Annotated in this window: 11 protein-coding genes; 8 read left to right on the top strand and 3 right to left on the bottom strand. The window is 63.3% G+C overall.

The features are described 5' to 3' along the window. Positions 1 to 174: 174 nt before the first annotated feature. Positions 175 to 483 carry an RNA-binding protein gene (locus BV071_RS18795; RefSeq protein ID WP_035610633.1) on the bottom strand — a complete coding sequence of 103 codons (309 nt, stop codon included), beginning with the start codon at positions 481 to 483 and terminating at the stop codon, positions 175 to 177. Between the two features lie 359 nt (positions 484 to 842). Here BV071_RS18795 and BV071_RS18790 point away from each other — a divergent pair, with 359 nt between their 5' ends. From BV071_RS18790 to BV071_RS18760, 8 genes are all read left to right on the top strand, one after another. Next, positions 843 to 3,095: a glycosyltransferase family 4 protein gene (locus tag BV071_RS18790; protein WP_035610612.1), complete on the top strand. Its 2,253-nt coding sequence runs from the start codon at positions 843 to 845 to the stop codon at positions 3,093 to 3,095. Positions 3,096 to 3,162: 67 nt separating this feature from the next. Next, entirely contained in the window at positions 3,163 to 3,303 is a 141-nt protein-coding gene (locus BV071_RS35525; RefSeq protein WP_265594603.1) for a hypothetical protein, read from the top strand. Between the two features lie 67 nt (positions 3,304 to 3,370). Beyond that, positions 3,371 to 3,664 carry an energy transducer TonB gene (locus BV071_RS18785; RefSeq protein ID WP_265594602.1) on the top strand — a complete coding sequence of 98 codons (294 nt, stop codon included), beginning with the start codon at positions 3,371 to 3,373 and terminating at the stop codon, positions 3,662 to 3,664. A gap of 51 nt (positions 3,665 to 3,715) precedes the next feature. Then, the gene (locus tag BV071_RS18780; RefSeq protein ID WP_035610608.1) at positions 3,716 to 6,142 is read left to right on the top strand and encodes a DUF87 domain-containing protein; all 2,427 of its coding nucleotides are present in this window, start codon (positions 3,716 to 3,718) and stop codon (positions 6,140 to 6,142) included. 74 nt (positions 6,143 to 6,216) lie between these two features. Next, on the top strand, positions 6,217 to 6,396 hold the full coding sequence (locus BV071_RS35520; RefSeq protein WP_265594601.1) for a hypothetical protein: 180 nt from the start codon (positions 6,217 to 6,219) through the stop codon (positions 6,394 to 6,396). 185 nt (positions 6,397 to 6,581) lie between these two features. Then, entirely contained in the window at positions 6,582 to 7,616 is a 1,035-nt protein-coding gene (locus tag BV071_RS33260; protein WP_265594600.1) for a thioredoxin family protein, read from the top strand. Positions 7,617 to 7,790: 174 nt separating this feature from the next. Then, positions 7,791 to 8,822 (top strand): recombinase RecA, encoded by a 1,032-nt coding sequence (gene recA, locus BV071_RS18765; RefSeq protein ID WP_035610604.1) that lies wholly within the window; start codon positions 7,791 to 7,793, stop codon positions 8,820 to 8,822. A 166-nt stretch (positions 8,823 to 8,988) separates the two neighbouring features. Then, positions 8,989 to 14,790: an AAA domain-containing protein gene (locus BV071_RS18760; protein WP_035610602.1), complete on the top strand. Its 5,802-nt coding sequence runs from the start codon at positions 8,989 to 8,991 to the stop codon at positions 14,788 to 14,790. A gap of 60 nt (positions 14,791 to 14,850) precedes the next feature. Here BV071_RS18760 and BV071_RS18755 read toward each other — a convergent pair whose 3' ends face one another. Together BV071_RS18755 and BV071_RS18750 are read right to left on the bottom strand one after the other, a co-directional pair. After that, positions 14,851 to 17,250, bottom strand: coding sequence for an autotransporter-associated beta strand repeat-containing protein (locus BV071_RS18755; protein WP_035610600.1), 2,400 nt, complete (start codon positions 17,248 to 17,250; stop codon positions 14,851 to 14,853). A gap of 237 nt (positions 17,251 to 17,487) precedes the next feature. Beyond that, a partial coding sequence (locus tag BV071_RS18750) for a LamG domain-containing protein (protein WP_035610598.1) occupies positions 17,488 to 18,720 on the bottom strand: 1,233 nt, incomplete at its 5' end.

Genomic DNA, 18,720 nt, shown 5'->3' with positions numbered 1-18,720 from the left:
CAGCCGGAGGGTGGGTAAAGGGCGATGAGACGATGGGTGAAGAAATCGTCACCTGCAAGATTCGATTGATTGGCGAATTCTGATAATCATAAGTTTATAGACACTCCTCTGGAGCCCAAAAAAGCGGCACCCCATAAGGAGTGCCGCTCGGAAAAGGTCCGCCGGAAAATCGATTCAATAGCGACGCCCGCCGCCGCTGCCGGCTGGTCTGCCTCCACCGCCACCACCGCCGCCACGCTCTTCGCGGGCCTGGGCTTCGTTCACCTTCAGGTTGCGGCCATCGAGTTCTTTGCCATTGAGGGCCGCGATCGCGCTCTTCATGGAGGCGGCGGAGTCCATGGTCACAAATGCAAATCCGCGGGGCTGGCCGCTCTCGCGGTCCGTCGGCAGGTGGACATCGGTCACTTGGCCGTGCTGGGAAAACAGGGCTTCGATGTCCTGTTTGGTCGTCTGGAACGACAGATTGCCTACATACATTTTCATAACATCATCCGCTGGTTCCTGCATCGCAGGACCTTCTGAGCTGTTCCCGTGAATCGGGTCTCAGATCACCACCGAATTCTGCAAACTCGCCTGGCAATACTCCAAGTCTTGATCTTGCCAAGGCGGGAACCAACAGGACACGGTAGGGGCGCTAGGGTCGATAAGCGACAAGATTCCGAAAATACCTGCACCCGGGCCGCTTCACGCGGCTGACCCGGGGGCTAAAATTTGATATACTTTGACTGCTTCCGGCACCCGGCGTAGCGTCACCCGTTTCGCAGGAGGCCAAAAAAAGGCCGCTTGTCGGGGTTTCCCAAGCCCTGCCGCCATGGAGAGCGCGAGATTTCACGCGCCGTGCCATGAAAGCCCCGACGTCCACCCGCCACATTGCCTTTATCGGCAATTATTCGCCCCGCCGCTGCGGGATCGCCACCTTCACCACCGACATTTGCGAGGCCATCGCCGATGAGTTTCCGGATGCGACCTGCATTGCTGGAGCGATGAATGACCGGCCGGAAGGTTACGACTATCCAACGCGGGTCCGCTTCGAGATCGAGCAAGATGATCCCGAATCCTATACCCGGGCGGCGGACTTCCTCCACATCAACAATGTCGAGGTCGTCTGCGTGCAGCATGAATTCGGGATTTTCGGGGGCCCTGCCGGATCTCATCTGCTCGGCTTCCTGAGCCAGTTGAAGAAGCCGGTGGTGACCACCCTGCACACCGTGCTCAAGGCACCGGACGCGGCACAGCGCGAGGTCATGGAGCAACTCGACCGGCTTTCCGACCGTTTCATCGTAATGGCGGAGCGCGGCCAGCGCCTGTTGGTGGACGTCTATGGCATCGATCCGGCGAAGATCGACCTCATTCCCCACGGGGTGATCGACATGCCCTTTGTTGATTCCAATTTCTACAAGGACGTGTTCGATGCAGAGGGCAAGACGGTGCTCCTCACCTTCGGCCTGCTCTCGCCGAATAAGGGCATCGAAACGGCCATCAAGGCCTTGCCAGCCATTCTCGCCGCCCATCCGGATGTCGTCTATCTTGTGGTGGGAGCGACTCACCCGCATCTCATCGCCTCGCAAGGAGAAGCCTACCGGGAAGGGCTCGAAGCGCTCGCCTGCGAACTCGGCGTGCAGGATCAGGTGGTTTTCCACAATCGCTTCGTTTCGATGGATGAGCTCAAAGAGTTCATCGGCGGCTCGGACATCTACATCACGCCGTACCGGAATGAAGAACAGATCACCTCCGGCACGCTGGCCTACACCTTCGGGGCGGGGAAGGCGATCATCTCCACTCCTTACTGGCACGCCTTGGAATTGCTCGCCGACGACCGCGGGGTGCTCGTGCCCTTTGCCGATGCGGAGGCCATCTCCGCGGCAGTGAATGATCTGCTCGCCCATCCGACCCGGATGACCGCCATGCGCAAGAAGGCGTGGAAGGAAGGCCGCAAGATGACTTGGCCGGAAGTGGCTCGCCGCTACATGGACAGCTTCGACCGTGCACGGGCGGGGCTAAGCGTGCCCTCCGTCGCAGTCATGGAAGAACGCGAGACTGACAACGCGCACTATCCGATCCCGGAGCCGAAGCTCGATCATCTGTTCCGGATGACCGACCACACCGGCATCTTCCAGCACGCGATCTACAATGTGCCCAATTATCACGAGGCCTACTGCACCGATGACAATGCGCGGGCCTTCATTTTCACCATCCTTCATCAGGAAGAACATGGCCCGGATCCGGAACTCGATCGCTTGGCCAGTTCTTATCTCGCCTTCCTCTGGTATGCCTTCGACGCGAACACGCGACGCTTCCGGAACTTCATGAGCCACGAGCGGCAGTGGCTTGAGAGCAAGGGTTCAGAGGACAGCCACGCGCGAGCCTTGTGGGCCGCGGGCACCGCCTTGGGGCGCTCGCCGAATGAAGGCTATCGCAATCTTTGCGCCCTGCTCTTTCAGCGCGGGCTGGCATCAGTGAAGCACTTCAGCTCCCCGCGGGCCTGGGCCTTCACCTTGGTCGCCATCCATGAATATCTCCGCGCCTTCTCCGGGGACCGCGAGGTCGGCAAGATGCAGGAAATCCTCGTCGCCCGGCTGATGGACCTTTTCCAGGCGAACTCTGCGCCGGGCTGGCTGTGGTTCGAGCGGATCGCGACCTATGACAATGCCAAGCTACCGCATGCCCTGATCCTCTCCGGCCAGCACCCGGCGATCGAAACCGGCCTGATCTCCCTGCGCTGGCTGATCGAAGAACAGACCGGTGACGGCGGCCAGTTCTCGCCAATCGGCTGCCACGGCTTCTGGCCACGCGACGGGGAAAAGGCACGCTTCGACCAGCAACCGGTAGAGGCACACGCCATCATCTCCGCCTGCACAGCCGCGTATGAAGTCACCGGCGAGAAGGTCTGGGCCGATCATGCCCGCCGCTGCTTCGAGTGGTTCCTCGGCCGCAACGACCTCGGTGTCCCTCTCTATGACGAGAATTCGGGCGGCTGCCGCGATGCCTTGCTGCGCGATCACATCAACCAGAACCAGGGAGCTGAATCCACCCTCGCCTTCCACCTTTCCCGCACCGAGCTAAGCCGCTGCAAGCCCTCCCTTGCCACACCCTGACCGCGGCGGCTGCTCCCCCCCCAGCGGCATTCATCATCTCTCTACCCAAACCAAACCATCCAATCCCATGGGCGACAAATCCCCGAAATCGAAGCAAAAGAACCAAGCCCAGAAGGCTAGCAAGGACAACGCCGCCTCACAGGCGAAGCAGCGCCAGACCGACGCCCGGAACCAGCCAGCGGCCGGCGCTCCACCTAAAAAGAAGTAGGTGGTCCGCCGCGCCTGGAAGCGGAAGCCGATTGACGGACGGCGGCTGCCTGCTCACTGATGCCGCCATGAAACCCGTCCTGCGCTCCCCTCTCGCCCTCGCCGCACTGCTCGCCGCCAGCTGCGCCGCGCCGGAGCCGCCCGTCGACCCGAACAAAACGTCCTACTTCGTCGATGTGGAGTATACGATCGGCACCGACGGCAAGACCAGCAACGCCAAGGTAATCAATACCGACGCCCCGCAATTGCTCCAGAAGGAAGCTCTGGCCGAAGTCTATCGCTGGCACGCGGAACGCTCCGCCGATCCCTCCCGCGCGCGCCGCCGGATCGAGTTCGCCGCGGAGAAGGATCCGGTCCAGTGAGGCACGCTTCCCGCTCGCCAGAAGCGGGTTTCCGGTTAGATTGTCGGACTCATGACCCCGGCAGTCTCGGACTACGAAAAGCTCGGCACCTTCTACATCGGCCGCGAATACGATCTGGACACCAAGGCCGCTGACGGCGGGCTGGTGCTCTACGATTCGAAGGACCTCGTCACCCACGGCGTGGTGCTGGGGATGACAGGCTCCGGCAAGACCGGCCTCTGCCTCGCCCTGCTGGAGGAGGCGGCGATGGACAACATCCCTGCGATCATCATCGATCCCAAGGGCGACATCTCGAACCTGCTGCTCAGCTTCCCGAATCTCAGCGCCGCTGACTTCCGCCCGTGGATCAATGAGGACGACGCGGCCAAGAAGGGCGTCTCGCCGGATGACTTCGCCGCCAGCACGGCGGAGATGTGGAAAAAGGGCCTCGCCGAGTGGGGCCAAGGGCCCGAGCGCATCGCCCAGTTCTGCGACAAGGTCGACATCAACATTTTCACCCCTGGCTCGAAGGCTGGCATCCCGGTCTCTATCCTCAGTTCGCTGGACGCGCCTTCCTTCGAGATCATGGACGACGCCGAGCTGCTCGGCGAGCGGGTCGAAAGCACGGTGTCCTCCCTGCTCTCGCTGGTGGGCGTGGATGCCGATCCGATCCAAAGCCCGCAGGCGATCCTGCTTTCCACGATCTTCCAGAAGGAGTGGCAGGCGGAGCGCGGCATCACGCTGGAAACCCTGATCCGGCACATCCAGAAGCCGTCCTTCGACAAGGTCGGCGTGATCGATCTCGATAGCTTCCTCCCGCAGAAGGACCGCCAGGCGCTGGCGCTCAAGTTCAACAACTTGCTCGCTTCGCCGGGTTTCGCGACCTGGCTGGAGGGCCCGCCGCTGGACATCGCCAAGATGCTGCACACACCAGAGGGCAAGCCGCGGATCTCGATCTTCTCGATCGCGCACCTCGGCGATGCCGAGCGGATGTTCTTCGTCAGCCTGCTGCTCAACCAAACCCTCGGCTGGATGCGGGCGCAAAGCGGCACCACCTCGCTGCGGGCTCTGCTCTACATGGACGAGATCTACGGCTACCTGCCGCCCTCGCAGAATCCGCCGAGCAAACGGCCAATGATGACGCTGCTCAAGCAGGCCCGCGCCTTCGGTCTCGGCTGCCTGCTGGCGACTCAGAACCCGGTAGACCTCGATTACAAGGCACTCTCGAACATCGGCACCTGGTTCCTCGGGCGCTTGCAGACCGAGCGGGATAAGATGCGCGTGCTGGACGGCTTGGAAGGTGCCGCCGGGGCCCAGAACGCAAAGTTCGACCGCGGTGAGATGGAGAAGCTGCTTTCTGCCCTCGGCAACCGCGTCTTCCTGATGAACAACGTCCACGAGGACCACCCGGTGCTCTTCCACGTGCGCTGGGTGATGAGCTACCTCACCGGTCCCCTCACCCGGACCAGCATCAAGGCCCTGATGGACCCAAAGCGCGGGGCCTTCGGGGGAAAAGACGCAGCCGCCACCCCGGCCGCTGCAGCGGCGAATCCGATGGCGATGCCGGGAGCTGCTCCCGAACCGGCCGCCAAGCCTTCCGCTCGCCCCTTGGTCGGCAGCGGCATCGTGGAGAAATTCGCGCCGCCCGCCGGCGATGCCTCCGAGGTCACCTACAAACCGCACCTCCTGCGCGTCGGCACGGTTCATTTCAGCTCCGCCAAGACCGGAGCAGATGGTGCCGTCAAGGTACGGAAGGTGAACGCAATCTTGCCCGAGGCGATCGACTGGGACCACGACCTGCCCCCACCGCTGAAGCCGGAGGATCTAGGCTCCGATCCTGCCGAAGGCGCGGGCTTCGACAACCTGCCGGGCTTCGCAATGAACGCCGCGAACTACAAGCAGGTGCAGAAGGACTTCGCCGACTGGCTCTACCGCAACCAGCGCGCTGATCTCTTCTCCTGCCCCTCGCTCAAAGCCTACTCGCAGCTCGGTGAGTCCGAGGGCGAGTTCCGCGCCCGCCTGACCCAGCAGGCCCGCGAAGCACGGGATGCCGCGGTGGAGAAACTCCGCGACGCCGCACAAAAGAAACTCAGCACCCTGCAAGGCAAGCTCCAGACCGCTGAAGCCGGATTGGCCCGCCAGAAGGCCGAATCCCAAGGCGCCTTGGTGCAGGCGGGTGCTTCCATTCTAGGCGGTCTGCTGGGCGGCCTGCTCGGCCGCAAAGGCGGCGGCGGTTCGCTGATCTCCAAGGGCACCTCCGCCTACAAGCAGCACGAGGACGTGAACGTCGCCGAGGACAAGGTTGAGGGCGTTCAAGCTGACATCGCCACGATCGAAAAGGAGCTGCAGGCAGATATCGAAGAGCTCTCGCGTTCCTACGACCCGACGGCGCTCCAGCTTGAGACCGAGACCCTCAAGCCAGCCAAGACCAATGTCACGGTGGATTCGGTCGCGTTGCTGTGGCTGCCATACGATGAACGCGGGGAAAGGGCCTGGTGATGTCACTTTGCGCCAGTGACTTACAATTCCCTTGGAAAATTCCATGTGGCGGATTCGCGATTCACGCGGAGGGTTTGGGCGAACAACCCATCACAACCATGGGAGACAAGAATCCAAAAGCACTGAAGAAGCTCCATGCCCAGCAGGAGGTTCAGAGAAAACAGAAAGCCGAAGGGCAACAGCGTCATCAACAACGGCTCCACGAGATGCATGAAATGAAGCATCCGCACGAAGTGCAGGAACCGAAGACCTGACGCGGATTTCCCCAGGTTTGAAGGCGGCCCCGAAGATTCGGGGCCGCTCGCTTTTCAGGGGGCTGGCCTCCCCATTTGCTCGAATCCGTACTTCATCGCTGGATGAAATAATTTCGAGAAATTTCCTAGCGGGGAACGCTGAAGCGGCGTCCCTTTGCGGCTCCGGGCCGCCCGCCCCTATGATCATGAAAACCAAATATCTGTTCGCGGCAGCCGTTGCCGCCTCCCTCGGCCTTGGTTCCGCTTTCGCCGGCGGCGAAGGCTGGTCTCACGACTTTGAAGCCTCCAAGAAGCAGGCTGCCTCCGAAAAGAAGGACCTGCTGATGGATTTCACCGGTTCCGACTGGTGCGGCTGGTGCATCAAGCTGAACGACGAGGTCTTCAGCAAGGATCCCTTCAAGGCAGGCACCAAGGACAAGTTCGTCCTGGTGGAAGTCGATTTCCCGAATGATGACTCGAAGCTCTCCGAGGAGACGAAGAAGCAGAACGAGGAACTGAAGAACAAGTTCGCGATCGAAGGCTTCCCGACGATCATGCTCTGCGACGCGGGCGGCAAGCCCTACGCCCAGACCGGCTACCAGGAAGGTGGCCCGGAGAAGTACGTGGCGCACCTCGATGAACTGCGCGCCAAGCGCGAAGCCCGTGACAAGGCTTTCGCCGAAGCCGACAAGCAAGAAGGTCCGGCCAAGTCGAAGGCGCTGATCGCCGCGCTCGATGCCATGGAACTGGAAGGCGCGATGGTCGCCACCTTCTACGGCGACACCGTCGAGAAGATCAAAGCCGCCGATCCGAAGGACGAAACCGGCTACGTGAAGAAGATGGAAGAAGGCAAGAAGTTCGCCGACTTTGATGCCAAGCTGAAGGGCTTCTTCGAGAAGGGCCAGGAAGCCGAGTCCGAGGAAGACATGAAGAAGGCGATGGAGTCCGCCATGGGCGACGCCATCAAGTTCGTGGAAAAGACCTTGGCCGACGGTTCCTTCACCGGTGAGAACAAGCAGAAGGTCCTGCTCGCCAAGGCCAGCATCCACGCCAACTCCGGCAAGTTCGACGACGCGCTGAAGGCGATCGACGAGTCGCTGGCTGCCGCTCCGAACAGCGATCTGGCCGCCCGCATCCCGGGCTTCAAGAAGCAGCTTGAGGCCGCCAAGAACGGTGGTGGTGCCGAAGGCGGTGAAGAAGAGGAAGCGGAAGATCCGGCCGAAAAGAAGGCTGGCGAATAATCGCTGATCGCTCTGAAATTCAAAGAATTCCAGCCGCCCGGCAGCCAGCCGGGCGGCTTTTTTGTGCCCGCACGGGAGCATCCAAAAGTCTCATTTTTGTTCGAGCGAACAGCTTTTTCGTTGACGTAGGTGTTCAGGCCTGAGAGAACCCGGCATTCCCAACCAGACTGACTTATGGCTAAAACCGATGACGCATCCGACAAGCTCGCCGACGCCCGCAAGCGTAACCTCGACATGGCTATCTCCAGCATCCAGAAGGAGTTCGGAGAAGCCGCCATCATGCGGATGGGCGATGGCAACCGCGTCGACGTGGATGTCATCCCGACCGGCAACCTGCTGATCGACCGGGCGCTGGGCGTGGGTGGTTTCCCCCGCGGCCGTATCATCGAAGTGTTCGGCCCGGAATCCTCCGGTAAGACGACCCTGACCCTCACCGCAATCGCCCAAGCCCAGAAGAAGGGTGGCCTAGCCGCCTTCATCGACGTGGAGCACGCGCTCGACCCGCAGTATGCCAAGATGCTGGGCGTGAATCTGGACGACCTGCTGGTCTCCCAACCCTCCTCCGGTGAAGAAGCGCTGCAAATCTGCGAGGCGCTGGTGCGCTCGAATGCGATCGACGTGATCGTCCTCGACTCGGTGGCCGCGCTGGTGACCAAGCAGGAACTCGACGGCGAAATCGGCGACTCCACCGTGGGCGCCCAAGCCCGCCTGATGAGCGCGGCGATGCGCAAGCTGACCAGCTTCATCTCGAAGGCCCGCACCGTCTGTATTTTCACCAACCAGATCCGCGAGAAGATCGGGGTGATGTTCGGCAATCCGGAAACCACTCCTGGTGGCCGGGCGCTGAAGTTCTTCGCCTCGGTCCGTGTGGATATCCGCCGCATTGGCCAGATCAAGTCCACCGATGGCTCGGTCCAAGGCAGCCGGACCAAGATCAAGGTAGTGAAGAACAAGGTCGCGCCGCCCTTCACGGAGTGCGAGTTCGACATCATGTATAACGAGGGGATCTCCTCGGTCGGCTCTCTGCTCGACCTCGCGCTGGAGATGGACCTGATCCAAAAGCGGGGCTCGTGGTTCGCCTACAATGGCAGCCAGCTCGCCCAAGGCCGCGACGCCGCCAAGGACGCCCTCAAGGCGGACGAGGCGCTCTACACCGAGCTCTCCGACAAGGTCCGCGAGAAGCTCGACGCAGCGAAGAAGAAGTAAGGAGCGAACAATAAACGGTTTCACATCGAGTTCGCGTTCGATGGGGCGGCGGTCATTGACCGCCGCTTTTTCGTTTTCGCAGCGCGCGCTACTAGCGACAGCAGGGTCCGGGCGCTCTGCCAGATACTGGACTTTTCCTTATCATTCTGCCACATCCCGCTGACTTATGGCTGCACCCTTTCCGCCGGCTCCAGAGACATCTCTACCCGCTCCCGATCCGGAGCGTCTCCGTTTCTCGGGAGAGGTTGCCTTCGCCGATGCCTTGGCTGGCACCGGCTTCTTCCCCCGGGCCGCGGTGCCCGTGCTGCCGGATGCCGATCAGATCCGCCGTGGCTTGCTGACGGGGCATCTCCGGCTTTCCGAAAACATGGCGCCCGAGATTTTCGCATGGTCCGCCCGTGCGGTTGCCGCGCTTGGCCTGACCAAGCCGGTCGAGCTCTATCAGGCTGCCGGGGATGAGAATGCCGCCAATCACATCTGTGCCGACGTCGTCTTCGTCAGTCTGCAAGGCAGGCTGATCTCATCGCTGGATGAGGGCTCCTTTCTCGCGCTGTTGGGACATGAGTTCGGACATCATCTCGCGCATACCGATTCGTTCGCCGGGACACCGCGGCTAGCCGCCATCCGGCATGCCGCGGCGATCGCGCGGGATACCGGCCTGCCTTTGGAGGCGCGGGTCCTCGGCTCGCGGGTCTCGATGGCCATGGAGTTCACCGCCGACCGCTTCGGTGCCATTGCCGCCGGCAGCATCGAAGGTCCGATCCGTTTGCTGATGGCGATTGTGACCGGACTTCCCGCGGAACGCCTGGGCCATGATGTGCCGACCTATCTGGCCCAAGCTCACGCCATCTTCGACGATGCCGCGAAGTCTGCTACCGCCGCGCTGGGCTCTCATCCGGAACACTTGCTGCGCGCCTACGCCCTATCGCTTTTCGGAGAGAGTGACCTGTTCCGCTCAATCACCGGCCAAGGTCCCGGGACGCGTTCCATCGCCGATGTGGATGCGATCCTAGCGGGCATCCTCACCGCATCCGGAGAGAAGCTCTTCGACAAAACCGAGGAGGCCACGCTGCCGCCCGAACTGCAGGAGTTTGCCCTCGCGGCCGCCGTACTCGTCGCGACATCGGACGATGATCTCGACGAATCCGAAGCCAAGGCATTGGAGGAAACCTTCGCCAACCTGCTCCCCCATTGGAAGGACCTGCTCGATCCCGCCGTCGCGCTGGCACGTTTCGATGAACTGCTGCCGCTGGCCATTTCCGGCGGAGAGCCGGTGGCCCTGGCGATCTTCAACATCCTGCTCCACATCACGCTGGCCGACCGGGAAATCCACATCCGCGAGCTTGAGGTCCTCGCCGCAGTCGGCCGCTCCCTGCAACAGGAGCATCTTTTCCACTATCTATTGGCCGCGGTCGCACAGGATTTGCGGCTGGACCGCTCCCAGCGTCCGGTAGAGCGCCCCTTACCCGCCTTGCCACCGGGGACTGGCGAAACGCGAGCGGCCTTGGGAGGCTTGTTCGCGGGCTTGTCACGGCGGGGCGGTGGTAGCGTCGCCCTTTCCCGTTTGCTCCGCATCCTCGGCGAGAAAGTATGGCAGCCCGCGCTGCTCCAGACCTTGGTCACGGCAGCCGCGCCCCATCACCTGGAGCCCGCTGCCGGGCCGATTACCGATGAGAATGGCAGGATCCGACTGGAGCAGCCGCTGCTATTCCGCCTAACCGATTCGGAGCGGCATCGTCGCGAGAAGGCCGCCGAACTCCAGCCCACGGACGGTCTGGCCAATGCCAAGGACCGGGACTCCCTGCTCACCGCGCTGAAACATCTCCGCGAGCGGCTTGTCTCCGGTGACGGCCGCAGTCCTTCCATCCGTCTGTACCGCGCCAGCGCAGGCCGGCACTTCGACCTCGCGCGGCTGGACGCGGTGATCGCCGGTCGCTCCGAGCGGATCGTCACCCAGCTCTATGACTCCACCACGCTGCCACTCCTCGGCGGGGACGAAGCCGGGCTATCAAAGACCTCCGCGGAACTCGCGAGCAGCCTGCGCGCGCTGGATCGCGAGGCACGCGCCCGGGTCGAGGAAACCGGTGCCCGCGACCTGCATCTCGGCTATCCCTTCCTGATCGGAAAGGTCGGCCCCTTCTTCGTCCGCGCGCCTCTCATCCTTCATCCCTTCGCCCTGCACGGCGATTCGCGCGGCGGCGGGCACTATCAGCTCAAGCGGGCCAGCGATGACACACCACTCGCCAACCAAGCTCTGCTGCGTTTGCTGTTCGCGAAGAAGGGCTTCCCCTTCACGGAGGAACTCGCCACCGAGCTTGATCAGAAAGCCGCGGAGTCTCCTGAAGCCCTGCTCGCCGCACTGCGCAATCTGGGCTTGGATGCCCGCCCGCTCACCGGCGCGGTCGGCCAATTTGAAGACCTCTCACCGGCCGCGACCGAGCTGCTGCCGGAGGGAATCGCGCTGTCCGAGAATGCGGTGATCGGCTTCTTCCCCCAATCGTCCTCCGACCTGCTGCAGGACTACGACGAACTCCTCACGCGTCTCGATCCGGCTTCCAGCAGCTCCCTGGAATCTTCCCTGAATGCCGCTTGCGACATCCTGCCCGCCTCGCATCGTCCGGCCTTTGCGATCCCTGCCCACGCGGGGGAGCCGGATCAGCCGGTCATCTACTCCGATCCTTCCCAGCGGGCCGCAGTGCGCAGTTCCCGCGCCCACCGCTTGCTGGTGGTCGATGGCCCGCCGGGCACTGGCAAAAGCCAGACGATCGTCAATCTCGTCGCGGATACCCTCGCCCGTGGCGGGAAGGTCGCCGTCGTCTGCGAAAAGCGTGTCGCTCTGGATGTGGTGAAGCAGCGGCTGGATGCCGCCGGGCTCGGCCATCTCGCCGCCGTGGTCCACGATGTGCATGAGGACCGCAAGCCGCTCTACACCCACATCGCCGATCGTTTGGAGAATCCTGAGCGGCGGAGCTTCGGTGAGGCACGTCTTACGGAACTCCGCCGGGAGGCCCGCGCCTTGGAGACGGAACTGGCCGCCCGTTCGCGCCTGCTCGCAAGCGCCACGGCCTCTGGTTTGAGCGTTGGCGGCCTGCATTCCTTCGCCGCGGCGAAGCCCGATTTCCCCGGCTGCGACTCCCCTTCCCTGGCTAGCCTCCCGCTGGATCGCCTGCCCGCGCTGCACCGACACCTTCGGGAGTTGCATCCGCACTCGCGGCACTTCGCGAAGTCATCGCCATTTCACAGCGAGCCGCCACGCGCCTCGCTCGCCACTTCAACCGATGATGACTTGAGGAGCATTCTGGCAGCGCTTCGCACGACTCGCGAAACGGCGGAGGCCTACGAGCGCGCCTACGCCGTACAGCCACTTCCTGCTCCCGCCCTCAGCGCCGCCCGCGAGGCGCTTCAGCTTGCGGTGCAGACCCCGGTCGCGGATCCGCTGTTCCCGGTTCTGTTAGGCCGCCGCCTCGATCCGCCGGCTCATGCCACGCTGGAGAATTCCTTCGCCGCGGTGGGCAAGAGCCTGCCGCTGCTGCTGGAAGAGAAATCCCGAGTCCAATTCGCCGACAGCCCGGAACTCACGGCGGCCTTGGCCACTGCCCGCCAGCACGTCTCGTCCTGGCTGAAGTTCCTCAAGCCCGCTTGGCGGCGTGCCCGCGCGATCGTGCTCGAAGCACTTCACCGCGACTGGCCGGATAAGGCAGCCGCGAAGCTCGACCCGGCACTGCTCGCCGCGATCGAACGCCGCCTTTCTGCCGCTCGTGGTTGGACCGCCGCCGCCCAGCTTTTCGAGGCCCTCGGCATGCCTTCCCGACTGCCTGCCGATGCCGCCACGCTGGCGACCCGCCATTCGGAGATGCTCGGGCTGTGGGAAACCGCCGATCGCCTGTCGGCGGCCCGGCCCTCACTCGAATCGCTGGGCCTCTGGCCGCTCGCCACGGGAACGGATAGCCCGGCAGGTGGCTGGACCGCTTGGTCCAGTCGCTGCCAGGCAGCACTCGATCTACTCGCCGCGCAACAGGCCTACTTCGATGCCGCCCGGATCGCGGCACTTCATTTCCCAGTAGCAGGAAAGCTGCCTCCGGCTGGTCTTGCAGCGCTCGAAGCAGCCTTTCATGCCGAGGCGGTGTCACTGCGGCTCGCCGATCAATCCTTCGCGCAACTGACTGCTACCCTTCCCAATCCTTTGCCACTGGTGGCAAGCTTCGCCGATTCCTTTGCGGATGCTGCACCCCAGCAATGGTGCGAGCTAGCCGACCGCGCATGGGCTGAGGCCCACTTGAAAGCCGCCGAGTTCACCGATCCCTCGCTGGCGATGCTCGACCAAGCGATTCCCCTGGGCTCGCCGGAAGCCGCTTCGAGCCGGCTGCTCGAGCTTCATCAACTCATCGCCGCGGAAGAATCGCTGCGCATCTCCGCCGCAGGTGATCGGACCGGCTTGATGGCCGTGTTGCCCGCAGAGGCCCGGGTGCGCCGCAGCCCCGAACAAGCCGCCCGCGAGAATCTGATCAAGGAGACCCGCAAGCAGCGCCGGGTCACGGCGATGCGCACCTTGGTCCGACAGCATGCCCGCGAAATCCTGGATGTCGTGCCGGTCTGGCTGATGTCACCGGAGACCACTGCGATCCTATTCCCGCGCGAGCCGATCTTCGACCTTCTCATCATCGATGAGGCCTCGCAGTGCACCGTGGAGAATGGCCTGCCGGTTCTCACCCGTGCCCAGCGCGCGGTGGTCGCCGGGGATGACAAGCAGATGCCGCCCTCATCTTTCTTCAAAGCCGGCAGCAGCCTGGAGATCGATGAAATGAGCGAGGCGGAGGTCGCACCCGATGCCTTCGATTCCGAATCCTTGTTGGTCCTCGCCCGGGCCACAGGGTCTGGAGCCCCGCTCCGCTGGCACTACCGGGCGCTCTTCGAAGAGCTGATCGCCTTCTCTAACCATTCGATGTATGGCGGCTCGCTGCTCACCATTCCCGCCACACTCTCGCGTTCCGCCCCGCCTGCCATCCGCTGGGTGCGGGTAGAGAATGGCACTTGGGACAAAGGATCGAATGCTCCTGAGGCGAAACGCGTGGTCGATCTGCTGGCCGATCTGTTGGCCCGGCCCAAGCCACCCACCGTCGGCATCGTCACCTTCAACCTTTCCCAGCGCCGCACGATCCTCGACGAGATCGACGCGCGGCGCAGCAGCGATCCCGCCTTCTCCGCGCTGTGGGATGCAGCGAGCACCCGCGAATCACTCGACGAGCGGCCCTTCGTCAAAAACCTGGAGAGCGTCCAAGGGGATGAGCGCGAGTTGATCCTCTTCTCGCTCGGCTACGCGCCGGTGCCGCGGAAACGGAAGGACGGCAGCGACGAGATCTATGTGCCCGCCCGCTTCGGGCCGCTCGGCCAGAAAGGCGGCGAGCGACGGCTCAACGTCGCCGTATCCCGCGCGAAGTCCGAGATCATCGTGGTCTCATCCTTTGAGCCTTCCATGCTCTCGGTCGCGAATACCAAGCATGACGGGCCGCGCATGTTCAAAGCCTTCGTCGAATTCGCCCGCCACCTCGGCGAAGGCCGCCGCACCCAGGCCGAGAAGATTCTCTCCCTAGTCAACGACTTGCCCAAAACTGGACAAAACAAGGCATCGAAATCCGCAGGCGATACCCACCTGCCCCTGCACCACCAGCTCTCGCTCGCACTGGAAAAAGAAGGACTCACGGTCGAAACCCTGGTCGGAACTTCAGAGTTCCGTTTGCCCGTAGCAGTCGTATCCCGCGGGGATCATCACCGCTACGCCCTAGCCATCCTGTGTGAGGAAGGCGAGAAGGAAGCCGATATCTACGAGGACTACGTCCACGTCCCGAATGTCCTGGCTCACCGCGGCTGGCGTCATCTGCGGATCACCAGCCGCCAATGGCACCGTGATCCCGCCGGAGTGATCCGCCGGATCCGCGGAATGCTCGAGTCAGACCCCGGCTCGAACTGAGGCGGCCGGAATTCGTATCCGGAGGAAGGATTGAATCCTCCTCCGGAGATCGCGCGAGCCTCAAGCCGCCCGGCGGCGGCGCAGCAGGCCGAGCATACCAATGGTCCCGAGGAACAGAGCCCCGGGCTCGGGGACAGCCATCAGCACGCCGTCGTTGCCGCCGGTGAAGCTGTTGGTTCCGCTGTCACCGAAGTAGCTGATCTGGTAGAGCTGGCCGCCAGCATTGAAGATGGAGTTATTGGCGAGGCCGCTGAAGGTGCCGTTGATGGCATCTGTCTCGTCGTTGAGGACGATGAAGAAGAGGTTGCCCTCGGTCGGGGTGAAGCTGCTGGTGACATTCAGCAAGCCGGCCAAGGTCACGCTACCGGTGACATTGAGCTGGTCGTAGCCGCTGCCTGCGGTCGCGCCGAGCACCTCGATGCCCATTTGAGCGCCGGACTGGAGATTGACGCTGCCGGTGTTGAGGATGCCAGCGCTGTTACCAGGGGTCAGGAAGCCGCCGGAGCCCACGGTAAGGGCACCCACGGTGCCAGTACCAGCCAAAGTACCGCCGCTATTGACGGTGGTGAGGCTGCTAGTGGCGATGTTGCCATTCACGGAGAGAGTGCCGCCATTCACCGTGGTGGCACCGGTGTAGTTGCTGGTGGTTGTGAGGGTCAGCTTGCCGCCGCCGTTCTTGGTCAGGCCGCCGTCGACCGCGTTGTCGCCGGAGATATTGCTGTGCGACAGGGACTGGCCGATGGTGATGTCGACGCCGTTGGTATCGATGATCGCGCCGCCGTCACGGACATTGGCGCGCGCATTGCCCGCACCAAGGCTCATGAAGTTCGCGGTCGCGGTGGTGGCGCGCAGGGTGCCGCCGTTGAAGTTGAAGGTGCGGGTGCCGGTCGCCAGGGTCGAGCCAACCCCGGAGAGAGTCAGGGTGCCGCCGTTGAGATTGTAGGTGTTGTTGACCCCGGCGGCGCCGCTGTACTGCATGTCCAGTACTCCGGAACCACCCAAGGTGGTGCCGGTGCCATCCGCGTAGGAAGTCACTGCCCCGCCGGTCTGGTTGATGACGTTGGTGCTGTTGGTGCTGGTATTGCCGGTGGTGAAACGGATGTCGGAGTTGTTCAGCAAACGCAGGTTACCGCCGCTGATGTCGAGTTGACCCTTGGCGGTATCGTATTGGCTCACGATGAGCCAGCGCTCCGCGGAGGTGCCGACGTTGACGGTGGCATTCTCACTGATGACGAGCTTGCCGAGGTTGCTGTTGCCCGCGTAGCCGAGGATCAGATCGCCCGCTGCGTTCAAGGTACCCGTGCCACTGATGTTGGCAGTGCCGGTCACCACGTCGCTGGAGTCATTGCCGCTGGCAATCTTGAGGTTGCCGGTGACGGTGGCGGAGCCAGCGGAGACATTCAGCGTGCCGCTGCCAGCGGAAATGACCGCGCCATTGTTGTAGAGGCCGGAGCCGACACGGAGTTCGCCGGTATTGGTGAAGCTGCCACCCGTGACGTTCACGATGCCGGTCGTGCCCGCAGTCGCCGTGCCCGAATAGCCGACGTGGGTCAGGCCAGTGAGCGAGACATTGCCGGTGCCGCTGACATTGAGGGTGCCTTGGCCGAGGCCACGCCCGATCGCATGTTGGCCATTCTGGGCATTGGTGCCACTGGCAGTCGCACTGAAGTTGCCGCCGCTGACCTCGAACAGGCCTTGGCTACCCACGTTGTTGTCACCGGCCCAGATGCCACCGGTCACGGTCACGGTGCCGCCGCTCATGCGGAAATTGCCATCGCCACCGTTGGTGCCGACGAGCATGCCGATACCGGTGGTGGCAAGTGAGTTCACCTGCACTGTGCCGCCATCGAGCTTGAAGTTGCCAGTGCTGGTACCGCCGTTGCCAAGGATGATGCCGATGGCGTCTTCCTCGGTCTTCAGCGTGCCCGAGGTGTTCATGTTGAAATTGCCGACCGAACTGCCGGCATCGCCGACGACCAGGCGACCGCCGGTGGTGCTGGTACCGCCGGCATTGATGCTGCCGCTGCCCACGCCGAAGCCAGTGAGGGAGCCGATCGCGGGACCGGTGGTCAGCGAGGTATCGGCGAGGTTATAGGTGCCATTGCCAGCATTGCCTTGGCCGACGAAGAGCCAGTTGCCGTTGCCCGTGGCGACGGTGCCCGCGCGTTGATCGAGGCGACCGCTTGCACCCGCGGTGCCGACGAGAAGATCGACGGGCGTGAAGGACGGGGTCGCGGTGATGATCGGGAAGTTGCCGGTGGCGACATTGACGCTCGTATTGCCGACGGGGAAAGCACCGCCCCAGTTGCCGATGTCATTCCAGTCTTGCTCGGCACCGACGGTGCCGCCGACCCAGAGATTGCCTGCCAGAGCAGGGGTGGCGAAGATGGCGGCGCCGATCGAGATGCGGGCGCTTACGCCGAGGTAGCGGCAGACAGTACGGAACTTGGGCTGGTACATGGGGCTTACTTGGGAGGTCTTGGGTTGCGAAAATCATAGCATTCCGGATGCTTGTATGGGACTGCCCGGCTTGGTATGATTTCGCCAAATTACCGAGGATGGAGCTGTTGGAATAGCGGATGAGCTTTGGGTGAAATCCGCTATTTCAGGCTGATTTTGGCCACGCTTTTGTCTGTCCGGGCAGTTATCCCCTTTTTGTTGGAGTAGATCTTTTCGCCCCTTCGTGGGGGATTGAGATCAGTTCTGGATGACGCGGAGGCGAATGAAGCCGGTCGCTCCGTCCTCGATGGGGACGGTGTAGTACCAGGTGATGATCTCGAAGTCGCCGTCGTCCACAGGTGGGCCGGCTTGGAGGACTTGGGTGGCGGCTTGGGCTGCAGCGAGGCCGTCGGGAGTCGCGGCCGCCTCGGGGATGAGAGTGGTCGCGGGACGGTCCTTGCGGATGCGGGCGGCCAGACCGAGGTAAGTCTTGTCACCCGTGAGGCCGACTTGTTCCGCGGTGAGGCGCTGGGCAGCGAGGGTCTTGCCGCTGTCCGGGCCGAGAACAAGGGGATCAGTGCCGAGGAGCCACTCGATGAGGTTGGCTTGGCCGTCTTGATCGGGGTCGGCCTCCGGCTGGCTTTGGCCGACGGGGAAAGTGAAGCCGGCCTTCCAGGCCGAGTAGCCGCTGCGTGGCACGATGGTGGCTGCCGGTGGCACGGCGAGGCTGCGGACTTCGGTGGCATTCAGCGCGCGGTTGTAGATGCGGAGGTCATCGATCGCGCCGTTGAAATAGGGATCCGGCCATTGGCTCTTGCCGAGGTAGTTCAAGACCGGCGCGATGTTCGCGGGGTCGAGCGTGATGGTCCCTGTGCTCGCGACAGCTCCGTTCACGTAGAGGGTGCCAGTATCCCCCGAAAGCACGATGGCCACCGTGGTCCAGTCGCCGGGAGCAGGCATGGGGGTCTCCAGGATCTGCTCGCTGGCATTGCCCGTCGTCGAGATGGTGAAGCGCAGGGTGCCCGCCGCGGAATTCGGGGTGAGGACGATGTACTGGGTGGTGTTATTGCCGAAGTCGAAGACCCGCTGCCAACTGTTGCCGCCATCCCAGCGGAAGCGCGCGGCGAAGGTGCAGTCCGTTACGCCATTGAGGAAGCCCGCGGGAAGCTGCACATAGTCATCGGTGCCGTCGAGATCGGCGGCCTTGTCGAACCAGCCGCTGAGGTAGGTCGGGCCGCCGCCCTGCCCGCTGCCATGATAGCTGGCCGCGGTATCGGTGAGAGCGCCGTTCAATTCGTAGTGCGCACGCAGATCCGCGGGTGCGGTCACGGGGATGCGCAACTCGAAGTCGGTGCACAGGACGCCGGATGCGGTGGCGCGGACGCGGAAGGGCGAGTTGCCGCTGTCATTGATGCCGGGCACACCGGAGACGCGGCCATCCGCTTCCACGGTGAGCCATGAGGGCCCACCGACCTTCGAATAAGTGACCGT

Origin of the sequence: Haloferula sp. BvORR071 (assembly GCF_000739615.1) — a bacterium.
Classification (GTDB): domain Bacteria; phylum Verrucomicrobiota; class Verrucomicrobiia; order Verrucomicrobiales; family Akkermansiaceae; genus Haloferula.
This window is presented reverse-complemented; position numbering and strand designations above follow the sequence as displayed.

Excerpts from the sequence above, each read along its gene's own strand:
- BV071_RS18795 (WP_035610633.1), bottom strand. The coding sequence starts at position 483 with ATGAAAATGTATGTAGGCAATCTGTCGTTCCAGACGACCAAACAGGAC.
- BV071_RS18790 (WP_035610612.1), top strand. The coding sequence starts at position 843 with ATGAAAGCCCCGACGTCCACCCGCCACATTGCCTTTATCGGCAATTAT.
- BV071_RS35525 (WP_265594603.1), top strand. The coding sequence starts at position 3,163 with ATGGGCGACAAATCCCCGAAATCGAAGCAAAAGAACCAAGCCCAGAAG.
- BV071_RS18785 (WP_265594602.1), top strand. The coding sequence starts at position 3,371 with ATGAAACCCGTCCTGCGCTCCCCTCTCGCCCTCGCCGCACTGCTCGCC.
- BV071_RS18780 (WP_035610608.1), top strand. The coding sequence starts at position 3,716 with ATGACCCCGGCAGTCTCGGACTACGAAAAGCTCGGCACCTTCTACATC.
- BV071_RS33260 (WP_265594600.1), top strand. The coding sequence starts at position 6,582 with ATGAAAACCAAATATCTGTTCGCGGCAGCCGTTGCCGCCTCCCTCGGC.
- recA (WP_035610604.1), top strand. The coding sequence starts at position 7,791 with ATGGCTAAAACCGATGACGCATCCGACAAGCTCGCCGACGCCCGCAAG.
- BV071_RS18760 (WP_035610602.1), top strand. The coding sequence starts at position 8,989 with ATGGCTGCACCCTTTCCGCCGGCTCCAGAGACATCTCTACCCGCTCCC.
- BV071_RS18755 (WP_035610600.1), bottom strand. The coding sequence starts at position 17,250 with ATGTACCAGCCCAAGTTCCGTACTGTCTGCCGCTACCTCGGCGTAAGC.